Here is a 22,971-nt window from a genome sequence, read left to right on the forward strand (position 1 = left end):
CTAAAATCGCCCTAGTCGTTGTGACTGTTTAAATAAAATCAGTTAGCCAATGCAATGAGCATTACCTGCAATTTTCCCGACGACTAGAACACAGTTTTGATTAACTAGCAGCTATCAGCAGTGCCTTCTTGTGAATGTTCAACACGCCCTAGTAATTAAGCCAAAAATTCAGTGAAAAGGCATGATTACTAATGTAAATTGATAAAGCTAATTACTGACGCTATAAGTTAGGGATAAACTTACCTTTATGAAGTCTAACAATATGAAGTCTAACAATGACTGAGGCTGACAATAATCTTACCAAGGATGTTGACTATTGATTCATTTGGCTTACAGGGCGATGCTAGGTATTGCCCATAAATTCCGTTATAATGTCTTGCCTTTCCTCTTAAGAGATACTGTCCAGATGCGTACTAAGACTGCTATTTGCTTACGCTTGCCGCCAGTACCTTTGCCTTATCAGGACGATTTACTGTCTCTTAAATCAGGCTTGACAGCGCAGCAGACCACTAGCAATGACGACGCTCAGCCATTAATGAGCGAGGCACAGCAAATAAAAGTGGATGATTATCCATTGAAGCGTAGCGCTATAACAGCTTCGGGCAGTAAGCAGCTTTATGGTACTGGTTTTAAAAGCAAACAAGCAGGGGCTGCGTCTTGGATATTAGCGTTGTTTGCAGCAGCCATCCTGCTTACGGTGATAGTAGGGTTAGCTTTAGGCCATAGCTTGGGTTACAAGCGTGGCTACCATGCTCTAGAAGTGCAGAATAAACAAGCAATCAACAGTACCCAGATGACCGTGCAAGAGTTAGAGGAGATGCGAGCAAGTTATAAGGAGCTGAGCAATCAAGTTGCGGTAGCTAAGCAAGAGCTGACCATCAGCTTAAATAACTTGGATGAGCTGCGTGAGAATCAAAAAGAGCTTAGTCTCGAAAACAAGCAGCTTAATCAGCTTAACGAGGTTTATGCTGCGGCTCTCAGTGAAGAAGGTGGCCTACCGCTGCAAGTACTAGGGGCTAAAATTGAGCCACTACCAGAAGACGCTTTTGAGTTTGGTTTTGATGTCGCTATGCTCAGCGAAGACGGTCAGGCAAAACGTTTGAATGCCACTTTGATGTTACTGAACGACGATGATTTCGTGGAAGTTCCCTTAGATTCGGCAAGTTATTTGCTCAAAGGGATTACTCGTATTCGTGGCCGCTTTGTCATGCCTAACAACTTTGAACCATTACAAGTTAAGCTTGTACTAACAGCAGACGGTCAAGAAGTTGAGCAGCTATATGACTGGACGCTAGGAGATCGAGTAGATAGTATGCCGCTGTCTTTGATAGATCTGCCAGAAGTGGATCAGTCTCCTATATAGGCGCACGCCTTAACTCCCTGACACCTTAAATTATCTAGTATGAGTCTAGCTACAAGAAGTAACTGGTAGCTGGTCTTTACATTTTTATCTTAATATTATTATGAAGTTATTATGATGACACCTCAATTATCAATCGCTAAAAACAGTGAGCCAACGGTAATGGATTGGCATTTGCCTAGTATGCCGGCAGGGATCCGTGCGCAAGATGATGACCCAGATACCCAAGGCGCGCCGCAAGCCGATGTATTGGTGGCTGAGCCTGAGGTCGCTAAGCCGCCTATGTATGCGGTGGTGATGTACAATGACAACTATACGCCTATGGAGTTTGTGGTCTATGTGCTGCAATCAGAGTTTAAGCATAACGTCGATTCTGCGGTACAAATCATGTTGACGATTCATAATACTAGTAAAGGAATAGCCGGTATCTATCCTAAAGATATTGCTGAAACAAAAGCCAAAAAGGTCAATAGCTTAGCGCATCGTGAAGGTTATCCGCTACTCACACAAATCGAGCCGCATCAAGGCGAATAAGTCATAATCGAGTTTAAGTCTTTTTACAAATAAACGATTAATCGACTCATTTGCCATTATTTTTATAAGGCCATTGCAGAGCCCTTTTTATATTATCTCCTTGTTTTATCACTTGATTTTTATGATAGGCAGCCCTATATAGTTTATAAGGGCTGCACTTATATCGTTACTACAGCCTTTCATTCAGCTATCGCTGCTACAGCTTTGTATTTTATCTTATTTAAACTGTCATTCTCTTCAATTTATTATCACCTTCAATCTCATTAGTCAGCATTCAATCGGCTGGTGATCGTATGCTTGTTCACGCGTTTATCTTAGAGCTTATATGCCTTGATACATTTTAGTCGTTGTTAAAAGATTGACTATCTATGGCTATCATGTTGATATGAATAAACGCTGATGAAATACTCAGTCTGTAATGAATAAGAGCTATTATCCAGTCATAACCCTGATATTTGCGCTTGAACATTCACCATATCGCCCTAATTTATCAGTTAAGCTATTCAATTATAAAGAGTTATACAACCGTAGGAATTCGTTATGTTAAGTCGTCATCTTGAAGTTTCTTTACGTTTAGCAATGACGCTTGCGCGCCAAAAATCGCATGAGTATCTCACTGTTGAGCACTTACTACTAGCGCTGCTTGAGAACACTCACGCGGCCAACACACTGACAGCCTGCAATGCTAATATCTCAAGCTTGCGTACAGAGCTTGAAACTTATATTAATAAGCATACGCCAACGGTAGATGTCGATCTAGAGCAGTCTCCGCAGCCGACTCAAAGCTTCGATCGTATCTTGCAGCGAGCTATTTTTCATGTGCAGTCTATTGGCGGTGGCCGTTTGGTTGAAGGGTCAGATATTTTAGTTTCTATGTTCTCAGAGCATGATACTTACGCTGTCTATTTGCTCAAAAAACAAGGCATCAGCCGCTTGGAGCTGACTCAATATCTCTCGCACGGTCAAGACAAAGACGAGCCTGCGGAGTCGCGCTCTTCTATGACGGGCGAGCGCCGTAGTGCTCAAGAGAAGACCAGTAAAGATCCTCTAGTGGAGTTTGCTACTAACCTTAATCAGCGCGCCGCTGAAGGCAAGACAGATCCACTCATTGGCCGTGCCCTAGAGATTGAGCGCACTGCCCAAGTATTATGCCGCCGCCGCAAAAACAACCCGCTGTTAGTCGGTGAGCCTGGCGTGGGTAAAACCTCCATTGCTGAAGGTTTAGCTTGGTTAATTATCAATGATAAAGCGCCCAAACCACTCAACGGCTGCGTGATTTATAGTTTAGATATCGGTTCGCTAATTGCTGGTACTAAGTATCGCGGCGACTTTGAGAAACGTATGAAGTCATTGCTTGATGCGCTCAAGAAAAAGCCAAATGCCATCTTGTTTATCGATGAGATTCACATGATTATCGGTGCTGGCTCCTCTATGAGTAGCAATATGGACGTCTCTAATCTGATCAAGCCGGCGTTAGCCAATGGCGAGCTGCGCTGTGTTGGTTCCACGACCTTTACAGAATATCGTCAAGTGTTCGAAAAGGATCATGCACTCTCGCGTCGTTTCCAAAAGATCGATGTCAAAGAGCCTAGCGTAGACGACAGTATTGATATCTTACGCGGTCTAAAACCGCGTTATGAAGAGTTTCATAATGTCGAATATACTGACGAGGCTTTAGTTAGCGCAGTAGAGCTGTCCTCTAAGCATATTCATGAGCGTTTCTTGCCAGACAAAGCGATCGACGTTATCGACGAAGCGGGTGCGTACAAGCGTTTGGGCGTGATTCCTGATGCCGAAGACATCAAAGCAGAAGAGAGCTTTATCGCCGATCTCGAACAAGACATCGATGATACCGATTATGATGATATCGACGCCAGTCTTGAAGACGACACTGATAACGAGATGAGTGAGCAAGCAGCATTAGCGAAGTCGGATGATAAGTCGCAGACTCATACAAATGCTCAGCAAGCTACTGATTTTGATTATGCTGGCTCTAATAAGGCACAAAAAGCACCGATTAAAATCGATGTGGCTGATATCGAAGCGATTATCGCAAAACTAGCTCGTATTCCGCCTAAGTCTGTCTCTACCGATGACAAGAGTATCCTTGAGCATTTAGATCGTGACCTTAAACATCTCGTCTTTGGTCAAAACGAAGCGATTGAAAACCTAGCGGATGCGATCAAACTATCGCGTGCCGGTCTTAAAGCGCCAGACAAGCCTATCGGCTCCTTTATGTTTGCAGGGCCTACTGGGGTGGGTAAAACCGAAGTTTCGCGCCAATTGGCTAATTTGCTGGGCGTTGAGCTGGTCCGTTTCGATATGAGTGAGTATATGGAAGCGCATACAGCCTCTCGTCTGATTGGTGCACCTCCAGGCTATGTTGGTTTTGATCAGGGCGGCTTATTGACTGAAAAGATCAATCAGCATCCGCACTGTGTGTTGTTGCTTGATGAGATTGAAAAGGCGCATCCTGATGTCTTTAACTTGCTACTGCAAGTGATGGATCATGGTACTTTGACAGACAATAATGGCCGTGTGGCAGTCTTTAAACAAGTTATCATCATCATGACCACTAACGTGGGCGCTGAGAGTATTAGCCGCTCATCTATGGGTTTCACGGAGCAAGACCATAGCCGTGATAATACTGAAGCGCTTAAGCGGGTGTTTACTCCAGAGTTTCGTAACCGCTTAGATGCGATTATTCAGTTCAACGCGTTAGAGCCTTCAGTTGTCACCTCAGTGGTTGATAAGTTCTTGGTTGAGCTACAAGTCCAGCTCGATGACAAACAAGTCACTCTTGAGATTGATGACGAAGTACGTGATTATCTAGCGGATAAAGGCTATGATCGTCTGATGGGCGCACGCCCTATGCAGCGCCTCATTCAAGATGAGATTAAAAAACCGCTTGCCAGTATGATCTTGTTCGGTGATTTGGTAAATGGCGGGGTTGTGCAGCTCACTTTAGCACCGGAAGAGGAGCAGACGACAGAGTCGGTAGATCTTGATAAGAGCAGCCGCAAAGCAAATAGTTCAGACGACAGCCGTATACTTTTGACAGTCGTTGAGACTCATGAGCCGCGCTCAGATTCTGAATCTGTCGCTAGTTAATATGATCTTTGGTTACTATAACGACTATCTCTATCTATAGAGGTAGTCGTTTTTTTATGCACTTATTCTCGTTTGAGCTAATTTGTTTGCTCAATTTATTTTAAAAGTCTAATGAAAAACAACCGTTATTTTTGTTACCCTCGCTAGTAAGATTTACTGATAATTAATAAGGCTTGATAACCATGAATTTATTTGACGATCTATCTGATGATGATTCTAACACTAAGACTGCCGCCGAAAAAAAGGCGATTTTAGATAAAGTAAAGCTCCCAGAGGATTGGAAGCGCGCTCTAGAGGAGGAGCTGACCTCAGAGAATATGGATGAGCTGCGTGAGTTCTTAAAGCAAGCCTATCAGTCAGGTGATAGTATCTATCCGCCAGCGCCTTTAATGTTCAATGCGCTAAACTTGACGCCTTTATCGAATGTCAAAGTGGTTATACTCGGCCAAGACCCTTATCATGGCGCAGGGCAAGCGATGGGTTTATCTTTTTCCGTCCCTAAGACCATACCTAAGCCACCATCGCTGAATAACGTACTAAAAGAGATGGCAAGCGATATCGGTATCACGCCCTCTAAGCATGGCGATCTAACCTATTGGGCACAGCAAGGAGTATTATTACTCAACAGCTCGTTGACGGTTCGCGAGGGCGAGCCCAATAGCCATCAAAACGCGGGATGGGAGCAGTTCACCGACAAAGTTATCGATGTGGTCAATGAGCAAACTGAGCATACTGTCTTTATCTTATGGGGCAGCAAAGCGCAGAAAAAAGGCAAGTATATCGATACCGATAAGCACCTGATTTTGACGGCGGTGCATCCTTCGCCATTAGCTGCTAATCGTGGAGGCTTCTTTGGCACAAAACCTTTTTCGAAAACGAACGATTATCTTAAGCAGCATGGTCAGACACCGATCGATTGGCAATTACCGCAGTAGCTTACTATGTTTACTATGCAAATGAGCAGTCAACGTTTATTATTATTGCCTTTGTGGCAGGTCTCTAATGCTTTGCAGCCTTTACAGGTTAATAATGAGCTATCTAGGGCAGTTACTGGTAACGAGCTGGCCAGTTATCGTTTTTGGTCACTTACAGATTACTACTGGATGCAGTATGCTTTGACGCTTGCTAAGCGGGGCGCTGGGCAGGGAGAGGTACCAGTAGGCGCCGTTTTAGTCCATGATCATAGCATTATCGGTGAAGGGTTTAATGAGCCTATAGGCCGTCACGATGCGACAGCTCATGCGGAGATGACAGCCATAAGAGCGGCTTGTCGGCATCTTAATAATTATCGCTTGCCGGTGGGTACTACATTATATGTTACCTTAGAGCCTTGTACGATGTGCATCGGCGCGCTTATTCATGCGCGTGTAGGCAGGCTCGTTTATGCCACTAATGAGCCGCGCGCTGGCATGGTCGGCAGTCAGATGAATCTGAGCACTCAGCCTTTTTATAATCATCAGATACAAGTACAACAAGGGCTATGCCAAGAGTCTAGCAGTCAACTACTAAAAGCATTTTTTCGTCAGCGTCGACAGGCGTTAAAAGCTAGTAAAATTCAGCAAACACAGCACCAGTAAGTACTGTAAGAGTAGACATGTTATCCAAAGGCTAATAAAAGCGATGCCATCGTCAGACAATGGCATCTATCTAGTGCTAGTGGCAGCCGCGTTATCTTGCTATAATATGACGCTATTTAATTGCGTGAACCTGCTTTATTAGTCGATAAAAGTTTTTAGCTAGCTACTAGCTATTACTTGAATTGATAATTGCTTCTATCAGCGTTTTGCTGACTAGGACTGCTAACCAATAATGACTGAGCCATTATGACTGCACCTGAGCTATCTAACCCCTCTGTTAAGACTGACTCTGCTAATCAACAGAGCCAAGTGTTGCCAGAACGCTTTCCTGTGATTTGTATCGACGGTCCTAGTGGTGCCGGTAAAGGTACGGTTGCTTGGCGATTGGCGCAAAGCTTGGACTATCAATTGCTAGATTCTGGAGCCTTATATCGGATCGTCGGTCTAAAAGCTTTTGAGGCCGGATTGCTGGGTGCTGATGGCAGTAAGACTATTGATGAAGCTGCTTTGTTGCAGCTAACCCAAAGCTTAGACATTGCGTTTGAGCTGAACAACACCTCAGGGCGTATCGATATTATCGTCAATGATGAGCGCGTTGGTGAGCAAGTCCGCAATGAAACGGTTGGTGGTTATGCTTCGAAAGTGGCGGTATTCCCTGAAGTGCGCCAAGCTTTGTTGCAGCTACAGCAAGACATGGCTACGCGCTCAGGTCTAGTGGCTGATGGCCGTGATATGGGTACAGTCGTGTTTCCTGATGCTGATGTTAAGGTCTACCTGACAGCTAGCCCTGAGGCGCGAGCTGAACGCCGAGTATGTCAGCTAGAGCAGGCCGGACAAGTCGCGGACTACCAGGCTATCTTAACGACGATTAAAGCGCGCGACGATCGTGATGAGAACCGCAGCACTGCGCCGTCAAAGCCTGCCTCCGATGCGCTAGTATTAGATAGTTCAGCACTGCCTGCGGATGTGGTTTACGAACAGATTAAAAGCTACTGTCAGCAACAAGGGATATGCTTTTGACAGAAATATAACGATTAATGAGTCGTAAACGATGCAGTTTTAGGGTAAAATAGTAAGATTAAAGCATTGAGTCATGTTTTCACTATTTGCATGTGTTTCTACTTAATACTAAAAATAGTATAATACTGATTTAACTAGGTTTTTAGACTGTTGCTACTAGTGAGTTGCTACAACGACGCGCTTATTATTAACAACTGTTTTTTATATGATTTTATAAGATATAAAACCAGCATAACGTTTTATAAAATCATAAATTTGATCCGTACTGTGCTGGACAGGCTACGGCTACACAAAGGTAGATATAATGGAATCATTTGCTGAACTATTTGAAGCGAGCATCGAAGAAACAGGCTTAGATATCGAGCGTGGCTCGGTTATCACAGGTGCTGTTGTTGCCATCGATAACGACTGGATCACTGTAGATACAGGTCTTAAATCTGAAGGTATCGTCGCTCGTGAAGAGTTTTTAAGCGAAGAAGGCGAACTTGAAGTTGAAGTTGGCGATAGTGTTGATGTTGTCGTTGAAGCCGTAGATAACGGTATGGGTCAAACCTTGCTGTCACGCGAAAAAGCTAAGCGTGTTGAAACTTGGAACTTCCTAGAGAAGATCGCCGATAACGATGAAATCGTTAAAGGTATTATTTCAAGCAAAGTTAAGGGCGGTTTCACCGTTGATATCGGTTCAGTACGCGCTTTCCTACCAGGTTCATTGGTTGACGTTCGTCCTATCCGTGATACCACGCATCTTGAAGGCAAAGAGCTAGAGTTCAAAGTGATCAAACTTGATCAAAAGCGTAACAACGTTGTGGTTAGCCGCCGTGCGGTTATGGAAGCTGAAAATTCAGCTGAGCGCGAAGAGCTGTTGAACAAGCTTGAAGAAGGTATCGAGATCGAAGGTATCGTTAAGAACCTAACCGATTACGGTGCGTTCGTTGATCTTGGTGGTATCGATGGTCTACTTCACATCACTGACATGGCATGGCGCCGTATCAAGCACCCATCTGAGGTGGTTGAAGTCGGTCAAGACCTAAAAGTTAAAGTATTGAAGTTTGACCGTGAGCGTAACCGCGTAAGCCTAGGTCTGAAGCAATTAGGCACAGATCCTTGGGATAACGTTGGTGCTACTTACCCAGTAGGTAGTATCGTTAAAGCTCGCGTCACCAACCTAACTGACTATGGTTGTTTCGCTGAGATCTCTGAAGGCATCGAAGGTCTAGTCCACGTATCAGAGATGGATCACACCAATAAGAACATCCATCCTTCAAAAGTCGTACAAGTTGGCGATGAGATTGATGTGATGATCCTTGATATTGACGAAGAGCGTCGTCGTATCAGCCTAGGTATCAAGCAAACCCTAGCAAACCCATGGGATGAGTTCGATAAGAAGCATGAGCGCGGTGATAAGATCACAGGTACTATCAAGTCTATCACTGACTTTGGTATCTTCATCGGTCTAGACGGCGGTATCGACGGTCTGGTTCATCTATCTGATATTTCTTGGAATGAGACTGGCGAAGAAGCTATCCGTAACTACAACAAAGGCGACACCGTTGAAGCTATGGTATTGTCTGTAGATGCAGAAGCGAACCGTATTAGCCTAGGCGTGAAGCAGTTAAGCTCTGATCCATTCAACGAATACCTAGTCGCTAATGACCGCGGCGCTATCGTTAATGGTAAAGTCAAAGAAGTTGATGCTAAAGGCGCGACTGTTGAGCTTGCTGATGAAGTTGAAGGCTATCTACGTGCCTCTGAGATTCAACGTGACCGCGTAGAAGATGCGACTAAGCATCTATCTGCTGGTGATGACGTTGAAGCGAAAATCATCAGTGTTGATCGCAAAACGCGTAACATCAGCTTGTCTATCAAAGCCAAAGACGAAGCTGAAGAGCGTCAAGCGATTAAAGATCTTGGCGGTGCAGGAGCAGCTCCAGCAGCAGGTTCTGATGCTCAGCCTAAGACTATTGGTGACTTGATCAAAGAGCAAATGCAGTAAATCTCTGATTTGTTTGTATAGAACATAAAAAAAAAGCGACTTCGGTCGCTTTTTTTTATGTTCTAATTTCGATAGGTCTTAGTATTAGTTGTCAAATACCAGATGACAAAGCCGCTTTTTATAAAAAATAAAAAACTTTTAGCTAAAATGAGCAAACTTTGATTTCTATTTGTTTTTATTTGAGATATCATTTGTCACCACGAGTTTTGAGACGTAAACTAATATTAAGTGCTTGAACAAGTGCAGTTTTTTGTTTTTAATCTGACAAATCTAAATCAATAAGGCAAGTGTGACAATGCAGCAAGCGATAAATAAATCTGACTTTATTAATAATTTGAGTGTCAGCTGTGATCCAATGGCTGAGAGCGTGGTTGATGATGCAGTGCGTGAAATACTCAATCTTATGGTAGACACTTTAGCGAATGATGGCCGTGTTGAAGTACGCGGTTTTGGTAGCTTTTGTTTGCATCATAGACGCGCGCGTATAGGGCGCAACCCCAAAACGGGAGAAAGTGTACCTGTCCCTGCAAAAGCTATTCCGCATTTCAAGCCAGGTAAAGCGCTACGTGAAGCGGTCAATGACAAAATAGCGGTATAGTTACTTTTGGCTTGATATTGCAGCTAAGGTTTTGATCGAGATTAGCCTCTACCAACAGATGACTACTAACTAAAAGGTAACCCATTATGCGCTTTATACTGTTTGTCCTACTATTTCTGAGCTTTGCCTACGCGCTTGGTTTGGTATTAGCAAATAATTCTGATATTGGGGTGAATTTGTTATTCTCACAAGCGCCTGCTATGAACTTAGGGTTGCTGCTGATTTTGAGTATGACTCTGGGTATTGTAATTGGTCTTATACTGTCGTTATTACTGTTTCGAGTATTTCAGAATAAATGGGAGATTTCCCGTCTGCAAAAAAGTAACGCCCATCTACAAGAGCAGCTCAATCAAGCCAATATCGCTATCGATCGTCAAGCGAATGCACCCACCGCCGAACAAGCTGTCTATGGCACGCCAGCTCAGCCTGACGTAGTCGCTGATGAAAGTGATAACACCATTGCTGCTAAGACTAGTACCATTAGCAAAACTCCTCGTCGTTGATGGAGTTATTGCATCACTTTAATACCAACTCACTAATTACTATTTAAAAAAGCGGTAAACTCATGACGGATATTTTGGCGCCTCTCAAAGCAGTTTCTACAACCCTGACTTCTCCTGTTGTTGTGGCTTTAGATAATACTTCCTTAGACGCCGCTCTTGCTTTAGCAGATAAACTAGACCCTACGCTGTGCCGTCTTAAAGTAGGCAAAGAGCTATTTACCCGCTCAGGGCCTGCTATCGTACAGGCGCTACAAAAGCGAGGCTTTGAGGTATTCTTAGACCTCAAGTTCCATGATATTCCTAATACTACCGCGCAAGCCGTCATGGCTGCGGCTGATTTAGGCGTGTGGATGGTTAATGTCCACGCTAGCTGCGGTTATGATGCTATGGCACTAGCAAAACAGCGCCTAGTCGAAGGCGGCTATGATACCTTGCTGATTGCAGTGACCGTACTGACCTCGATGAATCAACAGAATTTAGCGCAAATCGGGGTCAATAATGAGCTTGAAACTCAAGTCAGTAGGCTTGCACAATTGACCCAAAAAGCTGGTCTCGATGGGGTGGTTTGCTCCGCACAAGAGGCAAAAAGGCTTAAGACATTATGCGGTGATGATTTTAAACTGATTACCCCAGGTATTCGTTTGCCAGAAGATAACAGTGATGATCAGCAGCGCATTTGTACGCCTAAGCAAGCCTTGCAAGACGGCGCGGACTATCTAGTGATCGGCCGCTCTATTACCAACTCGCCTGATCCTACTGCGAAACTACAGACTATTTTACAAAGTATAGATATCTAAGGTATAGCTGCTATCGGTATAAGCTATTATGATGTGATATCGTCAACGCCGCTTTATACTATTATAAAAAGACAACCTAGCCGTTGTCTTTTTTAGTCTCTAACGCCATATAAATAAATGCTACACTAGGTGAGCGTTTTAGCTTTATTGCTACTACAGTTTAGAGTCTACGTTGTTAACCTACTTATTATATTGAGTTGTATGAAATTCCAGATATTAAGCGATCTTCATATCGATAGCTATGTCAGACAATCGCATCCCATAGGACATATTCCAAAGACTGATGCTGATATTGTATTGGTCGCAGGCGACACCGCTAATAGTGATAGCGGTATGCCTTGGCTACAACAGCAAGCGGCACGGCTACAAGTCCCTCTGCTAACGATTGCAGGTAATCACGAATATTTTAACGAAGATATTTTGCATTTTGATAAAAAGCTAGCGACTTGGGATAACTACGATGCGACTCAGCATTTAGGCTTGCGTTTTTTGCAGTGCCAGCATATCGACATTGGTGAGGTACGAATATTAGGCTGTACGTTATGGACGGACTATCAATATCAGGCTAATGGCGATACTATAGATATTGCCAAGCGCTTTATGCGCGACTATAAGCAAATATACGTAGGTCATAAGCTGTTTTCACCAGAGGTCTCAATGCAGATTCATGATGAGCAGCGGCAATGGCTCAAGCAAGCGCTGATAGCCGCCAAGCAGTTAGGCAAAAAAACGGTAGTGATGACTCACCATAGTATTAGCCCTTTATCAGTGTCCCAAAAGTACGCGACCTTACCGAGTAACGCCGCTTTTGTCACCGATTTGTCTGCTTGGATGTTTGAGGACTGGGCGCCAACGCTTTGGGTGCATGGTCACACTCATGAAGCCTTTGATTACCGTATCAATGACACTCGTGTTATCGTCAATCCGCGTGCTTATCCTAACGAAGTCAGCAGTACTGCTCTTGAGTTCGCTTGGGATAGAGTTATCGAAGTATAAGATAGCGAGTGGGTTTTATGATGGCTACAGTAGTGACTCAAATTGTATTTTCCCCTTATAAATAAACAGCTCGTTATACTATCTTTTATGACTAATACTACTCATCCTAAGCATACTAACTCTCATGTGAGTGTGCACTCAAGACATAGTCCAAGCATGCCAGCTCCAGCGCATCTGCCAGATAGCATGATGTCTTCTGTTGGGGTGTTGCCTGAGGACAAGCGGCTGATATTGTTTACTCGGCACTCTTTACGTGAGCGCTCAGACGGTAACGGTTTTGCCAGTTATCAGCTGCCTTTGACTCCTAGAGGCCGCGTGTTAGCCAAATCTTGGGGACGTTGGCTCGCAGGGCATCTGCCGTACTCCTTAGATGTGGATAGTCTCTCAAGTCCGATAGGACGCTGTATAGACACCGCTATGCTCATGCAACAAGGCGCAGGTCTTAGCCGTAGTATTGTCCATCAATCACTACTGGTAGAGCCGGGTAGCTTAGTCACCGACCCTGAGATTGCCAATCCGATATTTAAAGAGATTGGCGTGCTGAACTTTATCAATCGTTTTTTGCAAAACAATCTTGAAGGGACCAAGAATCCCTATCAAGGCGGCTTAGATATTCTCTCACTATTTTATCAATATCAGCCGCAGCCAGGTCATATGCTGCTAGCAGTGAGTCATGATACCTTGTTATCGGCATTCTTAGCAGTCATGCTCGACTTTATAGAGATCGACTGGAATGATTGGCCTAAAATGATGGAAGGGGTGTTTTTATGGTTCGATGAAGGCGCTTTTGAGAAGGTGAACGCGAACCTGATATGGCGAGGTGAGCATTATATCCGCCCAGTAAGTCATTTGTTAGAGAGCTATTATAGTGCTTCAGGCTTTGGTAGTGATAAGCTGCTGCTGCCGTCAGAGGTAAAATGGGATTGAGATAACTGAGCTTGTAGTTAATCACTGAGTTTGTAGTTAATAACTAAGCTTTCAGCTATTTCCGCCAGCTTGATAGTTATTGTATAGCGCCAATAGGCTTCACTAACTTACACCCGTAAAAACTAACACCCGTAGAAACTAACAGCCATAAAAAAACCTTGTCTCAGCATTTTAGCCTGTGACAAGGTTTTTTAGATTTAAACCTAGCAATCTAAATAAGAGAATACTCTTATGATTAAGCTTGTAAGCCTTTGATTGCTTTGTTCAAACGGCTCTTACGACGAGCAGCTTTATTCTTGTGAATAATGCCTTTGTCAGCCATACGGTCTAAAACCGGTACCGCTTTGTTGTAAGCTTCAGTTGCCGCATCATAGTCTTTTGACTCGATAGCTGCATCTACACGCTTAAGGTAAGTGCGAACCATAGAGCGCTGTGAAGCAGAGTGTTGGCGACGTTTGGTGTTTTGACGGGCGCGTTTACGAGCTTGTGCAGTATTAGCCACGCGTATCTCCTTGATAAAGACAGATAAAAATATGAATGTTGAATACAGTAATAGTTTTAACCATCATCGGTGACGAGCAGCCGTCTCGCCAAACATGATGTTGATGCCAAATGTACAGTAAGTCATCAAAGGCGTCAAAGCCGTTTGGAATAATTAAATAGCTTCGACGTGTAAAGCCGGTCATTTTAACAAATTCTTGCTCTAAGAACAATATGTTTGAGCGAAGAAGCATAAAGAAGTGTGTATTTAAGTAGCAGTGATATGATATCGCTGCTATTCATTGAAGCGACTAGACGCCTTTTGTGAACAAAGTTTCTACCTTATCGATATTTACTTCTACCACCGGTTTTTTGATAAAATCTCTTACAATTAATGATAAGCAATCATAGAGTGAATCGGTTAACTTATAACAGCTGTTGTCGATAAGACTAAAATATATGAGACGATAACCAAACGATTGACTATAAAATATTTGACTATAAAGATGGATAAGCTATGCAGCGAAAAGCAATTGTAATTGGCGCCACAGGCTTGGTAGGGCAATACTTAGTAAAGCAATTAAGTGAGATTTATGACACTTTAATCGTGATTGCGAGACGACCGCTGCGTTACATCAATGCCAGTATTCATTTTTATCAAGTGAATGACTTCGATAACTTAGCCGAAATATGTGCCAATATTGGCGCTGATCAAAATACCGATGCTTTTAGCTGCTTAGGGACCACTCGCAAGCTAGCCGGTAGTGATGAGGCATTTCGTAAAGTCGATCACGATTATAACGTCAGCTTTGCAAAATTATGCCGAGAAAAAGGCGTAGAGAATTTCTTTTTATTATCTGCAATGAATAATGATATCGACAGTCGTTTCTTATATAACCGAGTAAAAGCAGAGACCGAGCAGTCCATTAGAGCATTGGGTTTCAAACAGCTCCTTATTTTTCGTCCCTCGTTATTACTGGGTAAACACAAAGGGCGAACGCTTGAGAATGTGAGTCAAAACATCTTTAAGGTGTTTTCGCCTTTGGTACCAGAGTCGCTATCCATCCATCCTATTAGCGCTAGACGAGTCGCAAGCGCTATGACTATGAGCGCTAATAACCTTTATGAGCGCCGCAAATTTCAGTCCGCTAATCTGCCTAGCACTACAAGTATTATTGAAAATAAGCAGATGCTTGCGATGACGCGAGTAAAATACTAGTATGAATATATGACTCGCTAAGTAAGCCCGCTCTTATAAAATAGCCTAAGTAAAAATTATCAATAAAAACTGAACAAGGAAGATAACTATGCCAGATATTAACGAGATGACAAAAGAAGATTTTGTGACCTGCGACTTATTAGACGCTAATCCTGAATCACAAGTTTGCTTGCCTAATATCGAAGGTAAGTCGTTTTATAGCTTTGGCGGCAAAGATAAATTCTGCGGTGAGATTGTCACGGTTAAATGCTTTGAAGATAATAGCCGTGTCAAAGCGTTATTGAATAGTAATGGCAAAGACGCTGATGGCAACAAAAAGGTATTAGTTGTCGATGGTGGCGGTTCTATGCGCTGCGCGCTGCTTGGTGATATGATCGCGCAAGCGGCTATTGATAATGGCTGGGCAGGCGTTGTGGTCTACGGCTGTGTCCGTGATGTCGATGATATGGCGCAGATGGACATAGGAGTAATGGCATTAGGTTGTATCCCGCGCAAATCAACGCGCCGTGATGAAGGGCAAATGGATATTGAAATTAGTTTTGGTGATTTGACGCTTAATTCTGGTATGTTTGTCTATGCTGACAATAACGGCATAATTGCTAGTGATAAAGCATTACTGTAGCAGCTCGATTTATATAGCGATTAAATTTATAAGTCAGATATCGACATCAAGATCAAAAAGTAGCTAAGCGCTGACTGCACTGATGCAGGTTCGCGCTTAGCTATGTTTATTGGATACTCTTAAACTAACTATCCATACCTCTAAAATGAAAAGCGTGAAACGGACAAGTCTTCAAACTGACAAACCGTTACCGCATAACTTTTGGTCAATGGCCAAAAAATTCGTATAATATCTCTTTATTTTTCATCTCCCTTATTCGCTAACTTCGATACTACTCTTTATGCCTATCACTGCTTTGACTGACGCTTTTTATCCTATTAACAAGCAACTTTTTCCTATTAAGGATCATCAGCGGCGCTGGCTGGCGCCTGTGCATGGGGCGGTGAGTAGCCTTTGGCTTGCAAGCTTGGTCAATACTGAGTTATGGCAGGTGGCTGATCGGCTCAAGATTATGGTAGCGCGCGATCAAAACCAGCTCAATCAGATTGAGACTGAACTGGCGTTTTGCGGCGTCGATGCTTATGTGTTCCCTGATTGGGAGACTTTGACTTATGATGAGCTATCGCCGCACCAAGACATCGTCAGTGAGCGTATCAATCTATTGACCGATATGCCGACGACAGGAGTGCTATTGATATCGGTGCAGACACTGATGCAGCGAGTCGCGCCGCCAAGTTGGCTGATCGGCCAGCACTTTGACTTGAGTGCAGGTGATATTTTCGATATCAATGCTCAGCGCGAACTACTGGCAAAAGCAGGCTACCGAGCAGTCGAAAACGTCTTTGAGCCTGGTGAGTTTGCGGTACGCGGTAGTATCATCGACATCTTTGCTATGGGTCAGCCGTTTCCACTGCGTCTTGATCTGTTTGATGATGAGATTGAGACGATTCGTTTTTTTCATCCGCAAACGCAGCGCACTTTAACTGAAGATGATTTGCGAGCTATGCTATCGGGTAACGACAGTAGTATGGGCGCAGAGTCGCTGTCGCTATTACATAAGCTCCCTGATATCTCAAAACCCATTAAGAAATTCCAAATCTTGCCTGCTAAAGAATTTCCACTGGATGAAGGCCGCAAAACCTTCAGAACAAACTTTGCTGCGATGTTCCCAAATGCCAGTAGCCGCAAGTTTGAGTTACATAAAGACGTGATGGCAGGGATTGCGAGTAGTGGTCTTGAGTATTATCAGCCGCTGTTTTTTGATCTAAATAATTGGCAAGAAGAGAGTAGTTTATTTAATTATCTGCCCAGTGACGTGCTATTTATTACTGATGAGCTTATCGGTGAGCGGCAAGTCGATTATTGGTCGCAAATACAGCGCCGTTATGAAGAGCGTCGCCACGATATCGATAAGCCAATACTTGCGCCTGAATTCCTATATTTGCCTGCTAATCGCTTTAACGAACAGCTCAATCAGTATCCGCGCGTGATCGTTAGCGCCCGCAGCGAGCTGGCGACGAGTCAGACTCAGGCGGCAATGGAGGATAACAGCTCAGATAATCAAAAGGTGCAAGGACTAGTGACCTTAAGCGCCCAAGAGCCGCCGCAGTTGTCTGTCAACCATAAAAAATCTGAGCCTTTAGCTGATCTGTTAGCTTTCCTAGAACTACAGAGCCAAACGGCAACGCCGGTGTTAATCGTCGCTGAAACCGCAGGCCGGCGTGAAATTCTCATTGAGTTATTCAAAGGTAAAATTGAGACCAAAGCTTATGATAGTTTTAGAGACTTTTTAGCTATCGATCATAGTAGCATCGCTCATAACGACTCTAATAAACACAGTCGTTTGCCTCATGTTGGGTTGACCGTCGCACCGATTGAGCGCGGCGTTTATGTGCCTGAGCGCTTAGTGGTGATCAGCGAGACACAACTGTTTGGCCGGCAAATGCTGCAAACGCGTCGTCGGCGTCAAAGCGGGGTCTCAGAAGAGTTCTTAGTTAAAAGCGTCACTGAGCTGACCCAAGGTAGCCCCGTGGTGCATATTGAGCACGGTATAGGGCGCTATGATGGCTTAATCCTTCTAGATGTAGGTGATGGTGAGCAAGAGTTTATTCACTTAAAATATGCTGATGATGCGAGTATTTATGTGCCCGTAGCCAATCTGCAAATGATCAGCCGTTACAGTGGTGGCGATCCGGCCTTAGCGCCACTGCATAAAATCGGTAGCGGCAAATGGGACAAAGCCAAACAAAAAGCCTTACAGCAAATTCATGATGTCGCTGCAGAGCTGCTCAACATGCAGGCAAGACGTGAGGCCAAAGTCGGTATCCACTTTAAGATTGAGCCGTCGCAGTATGAGCTATTCGCCAGCCAGTTTGCCTTTGAAGAGACGCCCGATCAAGCCAATGCCATTCACGCAGTGATGGAAGACATGCGCCAAAACCAACCGATGGATCGCCTGATCTGCGGTGATGTTGGCTTTGGTAAGACAGAAGTGGCGATGCGAGCCGCCTTTATTGCGGTTAGCGCCGGTTATCAAGTGGCGGTGTTAGTACCGACGACGTTGCTTGCCGGTCAGCATGAAGATAACTTTCGCGACCGCTTCGCCGATTGGCCAGTGCGCATTGAGACTTTATCGCGCTTTGGCGGCAAAAAACATCAAGATACAGTGCTTGCAGATTTGGCCGCTGGTAAAGTGGATATCATTATCGGTACGCACAAGCTGCTACAAAAAGACGTCGAGTTCTCCAATTTGGGTTTGATGATCGTTGATGAAGAGCACCGTTTTGGCGTACGTCATAAAGAGCGTATCAAGGCCATTCAGACTGATGTCGATAGTTTGTCGATGACTGCCACACCGATTCCGCGTACGCTCAATATGGCGCTGTCTGGTATGCGTGATATGTCGATTATCGCCACACCGCCTGCGCGCCGCTTAGCGATCAAGACTTTTGTCATGCAAAAGACCGAAGCATTAATGAAAGAGGCGATTCTGCGAGAGCTGTTACGCGGTGGGCAAGTCTATCTTCTGCACAATGATGTGGCGAGTATTGAGCGCATGGCAGAGACGATACGTGAGTTGGTACCAGAAGCTAGAGTAGGTGTCGCGCATGGGCAGATGCAAGAGCGGCAACTTGAGCAAATCATGCAGCAGTTTTATCACAAAAAGTTTAATGTATTGGTTTGCTCAACCATTATCGAGACCGGCATCGACGTGCCTAATGCAAACACTATTATCATTGAGCGCGCAGATAAGTTTGGACTTGCGCAGCTGCATCAACTTCGTGGTCGCGTAGGTCGTAGTCATCATCAAGCGTACTGTTATTTACTGGTGCCATCGCTCAAAGGTCTAAAAGGTGATGCAAAGCGCCGACTACGCGCTATTGAACGCGCTAATACGCTTGGCGCTGGTTTCATGCTAGCAAGTGAAGATTTAGAGATTCGCGGGGCAGGCGAGATACTAGGTAAACAGCAAAGCGGTAATATGCAAGCGATTGGGTTTAGCCTCTATATGGATATGCTCGAGCGTGCGACTAAGGCGATTAAAGCAGGCAAAGAGCCTGATCTCAATACGCCATTGTCGCTGACTAGTGAAATTAACTTGCATAGCTCAGCACTGATTCCAGAAGAATATGTGCACGATGTGCATCAGCGCCTGCTGTTTTATAAACGTATTAGTAATGCTGATGATATTGACGCCCTCACCGATATCCGTACGGAGATGATAGATCGCTTCGGGGGGCTACCGGATCAAACCAAGCAGCTGTTTGCTGTACATGGTCTGCGGCTGCAAGCTGAGCCCTTGATGATCAATAAGATTGATGCCAATAGTAGCAGCGTCAGCTTAGAGTTTGCCCCTGATACCCCAGTCGATGCTTTGGCTATTATTAAACTCATTCAATCAAATGGACAAAAGTATCGGATGAATGGCGCCTCAGGTATCCGCTACAGTGATGCAGATAAGCTAAAAAGCGCTGAGCAAAGAGTCAAAGCTGTGGAGAAGCTACTAAAGTACTTTAGCGAGCATATGGCAGCAGAGCCGGCTTAAGGGAATTGCTAACACGGCTACAACGATAACTGCTAAAATAGCTTTAATTACTTCTACCTTTTTATTATATTTATTATTAGAGAAATACATCTTATGTTTCAATTGCATCCTAAGCTTGCTAGCGATAGTTTTTTGGTTGGTGATTTTCCTTTATCCACCTGCCGTTTGATCAATGATTGCCAGTTTCCTTGGCTGATATTGGTGCCGCGAGTGACTGGAATAACCGAGCTATATGAGCTCTCAGAGGCCGATCAAAACCAGTTTTTACGCGAGTCAAGTTGGTTGTCGAGTCAACTGGCCAAGACTTTTCAAGCCGAAAAGATGAATGTTGCCGCTTTAGGTAATCAAGTACCGCAGCTGCATTTTCATCATATTGTGCGTTATCAAAACGATATTAAATGGCCAAATCCAGTATGGGGCACGCCTGCTATTCCTTATACGCAAGAAGTACTAGCGCAAATGCAGCAGCCGCTAATGATGGCACTACGTGGGCATCATCAAATGCCGTTCGATTGGCAAATGTAGTCAAGCCATAATGTTATAAACATGTCTTAGTACTTTCTAAATAACCTTATGGTGATATAGGCGAGTTTTAGCTTATGTCACTATTCACCATAAAGCGTTTCACATTTGTCTGTTATTCATTAATTAGAGAAGGTTGACTAAAGGATTTAGTCAATTTGTAGGCTTAGAGCTGTTTTTGTAGGTCGTAATCGTCATTGATGTAACACCTTAAAAGCGGTTTGAGCTATTTGGTCTCAGCGAAATGTTAGTGCTTACTATAAGCCAACATAAGTAGCTGTAACTTCACTCTACGTTAAGGATAACAGATGACAACTTCTTGTTCTGCGCCGCCCATCCCAAAAACAATCTGCGAACTGAAGACAGCTTCTTAGCGGTGTAGCGCTATGAGAACGGTCAATGGATTGACTATTTAAGCGATAGCGACTTTGAGACCAATTATACTTGGCAGCGTCAAGGTGCGGCATACAGTAAGGCGATTATCGATTGGCGCATAGCAGATGATACGCCAGCTGGCACTTATCGCTTGACTCATTACGGAGATTGGAAGAGTGGCTGGACACACAAAATCAAGCCGTACTCAGGCACTTCTAATAGGGCGTGTTGAACATTCACAAATGCGCACTGCTGATCGCTACTAGTTAATCAAAGCTGTGTTCTAGTCGTCGTTAAAATTGCAGATAATGCTTATTGCATTGGCTAGCTGATTTTAATTAAACAGTCGCAACGACTAGGGCGATTTTAGCATCAGCCCTAACTACAACAACAGGGACAGGACTATTTTTTGCCGCTTTATTGATAAAAATAGACGCTTAGAACGACTAAACTTACCATTTTTATCTGCAAATCGCCTAAAAAATAGTCTCTGTCAGTGCCATGGTCGAATGTTCAACACGCCCTAGCTTTACGGTGCAGTAAATAGAGTGAGGTTTAAGCCGCTTTGGACTCTATAAAAGTCCAGTATAAATATCTAATTATTTGTATATACTAAATACGGATTAGCGAATATTATCTAATATTTTCAAGGCCTTGGCGGCATTTAACTGACAAGCGGTATTTTTTTGGGTATCATTGCCGTAGGCTTAGCAGGCTTGAAGCACTATAATAGAGTTATCTATTTATCACATTTCAATAATCATACTGTTTCGGTTATCCAAACATTATGATTAACCCTTCTGCTGTAAGATTATTTTACGGTGACTTAATAAAGCGAATAACAGCATGTCAATATCAGAGATGTTAAAACCGAAATTTTCACTAAAAACCGGTGAAGGTTTTAATTTTAATTATCCTGAGGTTTATGTCTTGCTGCTAAGCGTGGCTCTTCTCGCTTTATATTATGAGTTCAGTCCCACAGCGATGGCCCTTTTTGTCATCATCTCTTTGCCTAGTCTGATGATTCTTGTATACAACTATCGGCGTCCCTCAAATTTTTGGACTTCAAATGCGGTTGTTGTTTTATTAGGGACAGTCATTGGTACGATGCAATTTTGCGTAGTAATCGCTTTGAGTTTAGCCCTGCTGATTGCCGTGCGCATCATTATTAGCGAAGCAGAGAACCGCGCTAAGCTTTTGATGGCAGCGGTCATAACTATGGTGATATTTTATTATGTTAGTATCACTTTAAGTGGCTCTAAAATAGATTGTGATAAAGGCTTCGTACCGCCTACTATTCTGTTTGCAAGCTTGTTAGTTGTGCTCGGTCACTTTTGGTTTTTTTATAATAAGTACATTGAGCATAGCCGCATAGCCGCGCAGTCTAAAGGCAGACTCAGCACTATGGTGTCGGTGATTAGTAAGCTGACCCGCTTTGTACCGCAGCAGATATGGCAACCTATTGTTAAATCAAATAGCGAGGTTCAAGTCGCTAATAAGCGTGCGAAACTGTCCATTATGTTCTCAGATATTGTCGGCTTTACAGAGCTGTCCGATAGTCTGAGCGCTGACAATTTAGCCGATATTTTAAATACTTATATGGAGGTAATGACCGATATCGCTAATAAACATGGCGCGGTGTTAGATAAGTTTATCGGCGATGGTATGGTTTGCTTCTTCGGTGAGCCCAATAGTCGCGGAGTGCGTCAAGACGCGCTAGATTGTGTGGCGATGGCGATAGATATGCGCCGCGAGATGCGTACGCTCAGACAAAAGTGGCGATTGATGGGGTTTGATGGGGTTTGATGGTCTATACGTGCGCATTGGCATTACTACCGGCTACTGCCATGTTGGTAACTTTGGCAGTAGTAGCCGATTGAACTATACTATTATCGGTAGAGAGGCCAATCGTGCGGCGCGTCTCGAGCAAGCCGCGGGCAATGATGAGATTTTGATCAGCCAAGCGACTTATGACTACATCTGCCATGATTATCAGTGTAAATATGCGGTTAGCTATAAGTTAAAAGGCTTTGATGATGTTATTCGGGCTTGGCAGGTTTTAGATCCCGATGCCGATAAGGATGAGTCGTCCAAATGGGTCGATCATACTTTACCGGGTTTCAATCTGCATCTTAACTTCAAAGATATGAAAAATTACGATTATCAAGAAATTAGAAATCGTCTCAACTTTGCGCTAGAGCGTATCGAAAAAGAAGAGAGTGATCAAATGTCAGGTCGATAAAAACAGCATCTAATTTCTTATAGCTTTATAATATAAAAATCCAGCGACACTAAATAGAATCGCTGGATTTTTTCTTTCCAATTTAAAAAAAGCTCATTGTTGAGCTCATA

The 22,971-nt window shown here is 43.8% G+C and carries 20 protein-coding genes; 19 read left to right on the forward strand and 1 reads right to left on the reverse strand.

What is annotated here, in order from left to right:
• Positions 1 to 406: 406 nt before the first annotated feature.
• The 12 genes from JMY03_RS10305 to JMY03_RS10360 all read left to right on the forward strand — a co-directional run bounded on the left by JMY03_RS10305 (position 407) and on the right by JMY03_RS10360 (position 13,416).
• Positions 407 to 1,363 carry a hypothetical protein gene (locus tag JMY03_RS10305; protein WP_201603552.1) on the forward strand — a complete coding sequence of 319 codons (957 nt, stop codon included), beginning with the start codon at positions 407 to 409 and terminating at the stop codon, positions 1,361 to 1,363.
• A 111-nt stretch (positions 1,364 to 1,474) separates the two neighbouring features.
• A complete protein-coding gene (locus JMY03_RS10310) occupies positions 1,475 to 1,894 on the forward strand; it encodes an ATP-dependent Clp protease adaptor ClpS (RefSeq protein ID WP_390880263.1) in 420 nt (139 codons plus the stop codon).
• 540 nt (positions 1,895 to 2,434) lie between these two features.
• Entirely contained in the window at positions 2,435 to 5,005 is a 2,571-nt protein-coding gene (gene clpA, locus JMY03_RS10315; protein WP_201603553.1) for an ATP-dependent Clp protease ATP-binding subunit ClpA, read from the forward strand.
• Between the two features lie 182 nt (positions 5,006 to 5,187).
• Positions 5,188 to 5,940: a uracil-DNA glycosylase gene (locus JMY03_RS10320; RefSeq protein WP_201559671.1), complete on the forward strand. Its 753-nt coding sequence runs from the start codon at positions 5,188 to 5,190 to the stop codon at positions 5,938 to 5,940.
• A gap of 6 nt (positions 5,941 to 5,946) precedes the next feature.
• Positions 5,947 to 6,582, forward strand: a complete 636-nt coding sequence (tadA, locus tag JMY03_RS10325; protein WP_227675597.1) for a tRNA adenosine(34) deaminase TadA — start codon at positions 5,947 to 5,949, stop codon at positions 6,580 to 6,582.
• 246 nt (positions 6,583 to 6,828) lie between these two features.
• Entirely contained in the window at positions 6,829 to 7,602 is a 774-nt protein-coding gene (gene cmk / locus JMY03_RS10330) for a (d)CMP kinase (RefSeq protein WP_025647048.1), read from the forward strand.
• A 301-nt stretch (positions 7,603 to 7,903) separates the two neighbouring features.
• Entirely contained in the window at positions 7,904 to 9,595 is a 1,692-nt protein-coding gene (gene rpsA, locus JMY03_RS10335) for a 30S ribosomal protein S1 (RefSeq protein WP_201603655.1), read from the forward strand.
• Positions 9,596 to 9,890: 295 nt separating this feature from the next.
• Positions 9,891 to 10,193, forward strand: a complete 303-nt coding sequence (locus JMY03_RS10340) for an HU family DNA-binding protein (RefSeq protein WP_025647046.1) — start codon at positions 9,891 to 9,893, stop codon at positions 10,191 to 10,193.
• A gap of 86 nt (positions 10,194 to 10,279) precedes the next feature.
• Entirely contained in the window at positions 10,280 to 10,696 is a 417-nt protein-coding gene (locus JMY03_RS10345; RefSeq protein WP_025647045.1) for a LapA family protein, read from the forward strand.
• A 62-nt stretch (positions 10,697 to 10,758) separates the two neighbouring features.
• Positions 10,759 to 11,493 (forward strand): orotidine-5'-phosphate decarboxylase, encoded by a 735-nt coding sequence (pyrF, locus tag JMY03_RS10350; RefSeq protein ID WP_201603554.1) that lies wholly within the window; start codon positions 10,759 to 10,761, stop codon positions 11,491 to 11,493.
• Positions 11,494 to 11,694: 201 nt separating this feature from the next.
• Positions 11,695 to 12,489, forward strand: coding sequence for a metallophosphoesterase (locus tag JMY03_RS10355; protein ID WP_201603555.1), 795 nt, complete (start codon positions 11,695 to 11,697; stop codon positions 12,487 to 12,489).
• An 87-nt stretch (positions 12,490 to 12,576) separates the two neighbouring features.
• The gene (locus JMY03_RS10360) at positions 12,577 to 13,416 is read left to right on the forward strand and encodes a histidine phosphatase family protein (RefSeq protein WP_201603556.1); all 840 of its coding nucleotides are present in this window, start codon (positions 12,577 to 12,579) and stop codon (positions 13,414 to 13,416) included.
• 235 nt (positions 13,417 to 13,651) lie between these two features.
• On the opposite strand, the gene rpsT is transcribed toward JMY03_RS10360, so the two are convergent.
• Positions 13,652 to 13,918: a 30S ribosomal protein S20 gene (gene rpsT / locus JMY03_RS10365; protein WP_025647041.1), complete on the reverse strand. Its 267-nt coding sequence runs from the start codon at positions 13,916 to 13,918 to the stop codon at positions 13,652 to 13,654.
• A gap of 495 nt (positions 13,919 to 14,413) precedes the next feature.
• Here rpsT and JMY03_RS10370 point away from each other — a divergent pair, with 495 nt between their 5' ends.
• From JMY03_RS10370 to JMY03_RS13340, 7 genes are all read left to right on the forward strand, one after another.
• The gene (locus tag JMY03_RS10370; RefSeq protein ID WP_201603557.1) at positions 14,414 to 15,115 is read left to right on the forward strand and encodes an NAD-dependent epimerase/dehydratase family protein; all 702 of its coding nucleotides are present in this window, start codon (positions 14,414 to 14,416) and stop codon (positions 15,113 to 15,115) included.
• Positions 15,116 to 15,221: 106 nt separating this feature from the next.
• Positions 15,222 to 15,737 (forward strand): ribonuclease E activity regulator RraA, encoded by a 516-nt coding sequence (gene rraA, locus JMY03_RS10375; RefSeq protein WP_227675609.1) that lies wholly within the window; start codon positions 15,222 to 15,224, stop codon positions 15,735 to 15,737.
• A 280-nt stretch (positions 15,738 to 16,017) separates the two neighbouring features.
• The gene (gene mfd, locus JMY03_RS10380; RefSeq protein WP_201603560.1) at positions 16,018 to 19,722 is read left to right on the forward strand and encodes a transcription-repair coupling factor; all 3,705 of its coding nucleotides are present in this window, start codon (positions 16,018 to 16,020) and stop codon (positions 19,720 to 19,722) included.
• Positions 19,723 to 19,815: 93 nt separating this feature from the next.
• The gene (locus tag JMY03_RS10385; RefSeq protein ID WP_025647036.1) at positions 19,816 to 20,247 is read left to right on the forward strand and encodes an HIT domain-containing protein; all 432 of its coding nucleotides are present in this window, start codon (positions 19,816 to 19,818) and stop codon (positions 20,245 to 20,247) included.
• 400 nt (positions 20,248 to 20,647) lie between these two features.
• The gene (locus tag JMY03_RS10390) at positions 20,648 to 20,851 is read left to right on the forward strand and encodes a neutral/alkaline non-lysosomal ceramidase C-terminal domain-containing protein (protein WP_227675610.1); all 204 of its coding nucleotides are present in this window, start codon (positions 20,648 to 20,650) and stop codon (positions 20,849 to 20,851) included.
• Between the two features lie 614 nt (positions 20,852 to 21,465).
• A complete protein-coding gene (locus JMY03_RS13335) occupies positions 21,466 to 22,425 on the forward strand; it encodes an adenylate/guanylate cyclase domain-containing protein (protein ID WP_265089639.1) in 960 nt (319 codons plus the stop codon).
• A complete protein-coding gene (locus tag JMY03_RS13340; protein WP_265089640.1) occupies positions 22,415 to 22,861 on the forward strand; it encodes an adenylate/guanylate cyclase domain-containing protein in 447 nt (148 codons plus the stop codon). Before JMY03_RS13335 ends, JMY03_RS13340 begins: the two co-directional genes overlap by 11 nt.
• Positions 22,862 to 22,971 lie beyond the last annotated feature (110 nt).

The organism is Psychrobacter submarinus (genome assembly GCF_904846685.1).
Classification (GTDB): domain Bacteria; phylum Pseudomonadota; class Gammaproteobacteria; order Pseudomonadales; family Moraxellaceae; genus Psychrobacter; species Psychrobacter submarinus.

Excerpts from the sequence above, each read along its gene's own strand:
- JMY03_RS10305 (WP_201603552.1), top strand. The coding sequence starts at position 407 with ATGCGTACTAAGACTGCTATTTGCTTACGCTTGCCGCCAGTACCTTTG.
- JMY03_RS10310 (WP_390880263.1), top strand. The coding sequence starts at position 1,475 with ATGATGACACCTCAATTATCAATCGCTAAAAACAGTGAGCCAACGGTA.
- clpA (WP_201603553.1), top strand. The coding sequence starts at position 2,435 with ATGTTAAGTCGTCATCTTGAAGTTTCTTTACGTTTAGCAATGACGCTT.
- JMY03_RS10320 (WP_201559671.1), top strand. The coding sequence starts at position 5,188 with ATGAATTTATTTGACGATCTATCTGATGATGATTCTAACACTAAGACT.
- tadA (WP_227675597.1), top strand. The coding sequence starts at position 5,947 with ATGTTTACTATGCAAATGAGCAGTCAACGTTTATTATTATTGCCTTTG.
- cmk (WP_025647048.1), top strand. The coding sequence starts at position 6,829 with ATGACTGCACCTGAGCTATCTAACCCCTCTGTTAAGACTGACTCTGCT.
- JMY03_RS10340 (WP_025647046.1), top strand. The coding sequence starts at position 9,891 with ATGCAGCAAGCGATAAATAAATCTGACTTTATTAATAATTTGAGTGTC.
- JMY03_RS10345 (WP_025647045.1), top strand. The coding sequence starts at position 10,280 with ATGCGCTTTATACTGTTTGTCCTACTATTTCTGAGCTTTGCCTACGCG.
- pyrF (WP_201603554.1), top strand. The coding sequence starts at position 10,759 with ATGACGGATATTTTGGCGCCTCTCAAAGCAGTTTCTACAACCCTGACT.
- JMY03_RS10355 (WP_201603555.1), top strand. The coding sequence starts at position 11,695 with ATGAAATTCCAGATATTAAGCGATCTTCATATCGATAGCTATGTCAGA.
- JMY03_RS10360 (WP_201603556.1), top strand. The coding sequence starts at position 12,577 with ATGACTAATACTACTCATCCTAAGCATACTAACTCTCATGTGAGTGTG.
- JMY03_RS10370 (WP_201603557.1), top strand. The coding sequence starts at position 14,414 with ATGCAGCGAAAAGCAATTGTAATTGGCGCCACAGGCTTGGTAGGGCAA.
- rraA (WP_227675609.1), top strand. The coding sequence starts at position 15,222 with ATGACAAAAGAAGATTTTGTGACCTGCGACTTATTAGACGCTAATCCT.
- mfd (WP_201603560.1), top strand. The coding sequence starts at position 16,018 with ATGCCTATCACTGCTTTGACTGACGCTTTTTATCCTATTAACAAGCAA.
- JMY03_RS10385 (WP_025647036.1), top strand. The coding sequence starts at position 19,816 with ATGTTTCAATTGCATCCTAAGCTTGCTAGCGATAGTTTTTTGGTTGGT.
- JMY03_RS13335 (WP_265089639.1), top strand. The coding sequence starts at position 21,466 with ATGTCAATATCAGAGATGTTAAAACCGAAATTTTCACTAAAAACCGGT.
- JMY03_RS13340 (WP_265089640.1), top strand. The coding sequence starts at position 22,415 with ATGGGGTTTGATGGTCTATACGTGCGCATTGGCATTACTACCGGCTAC.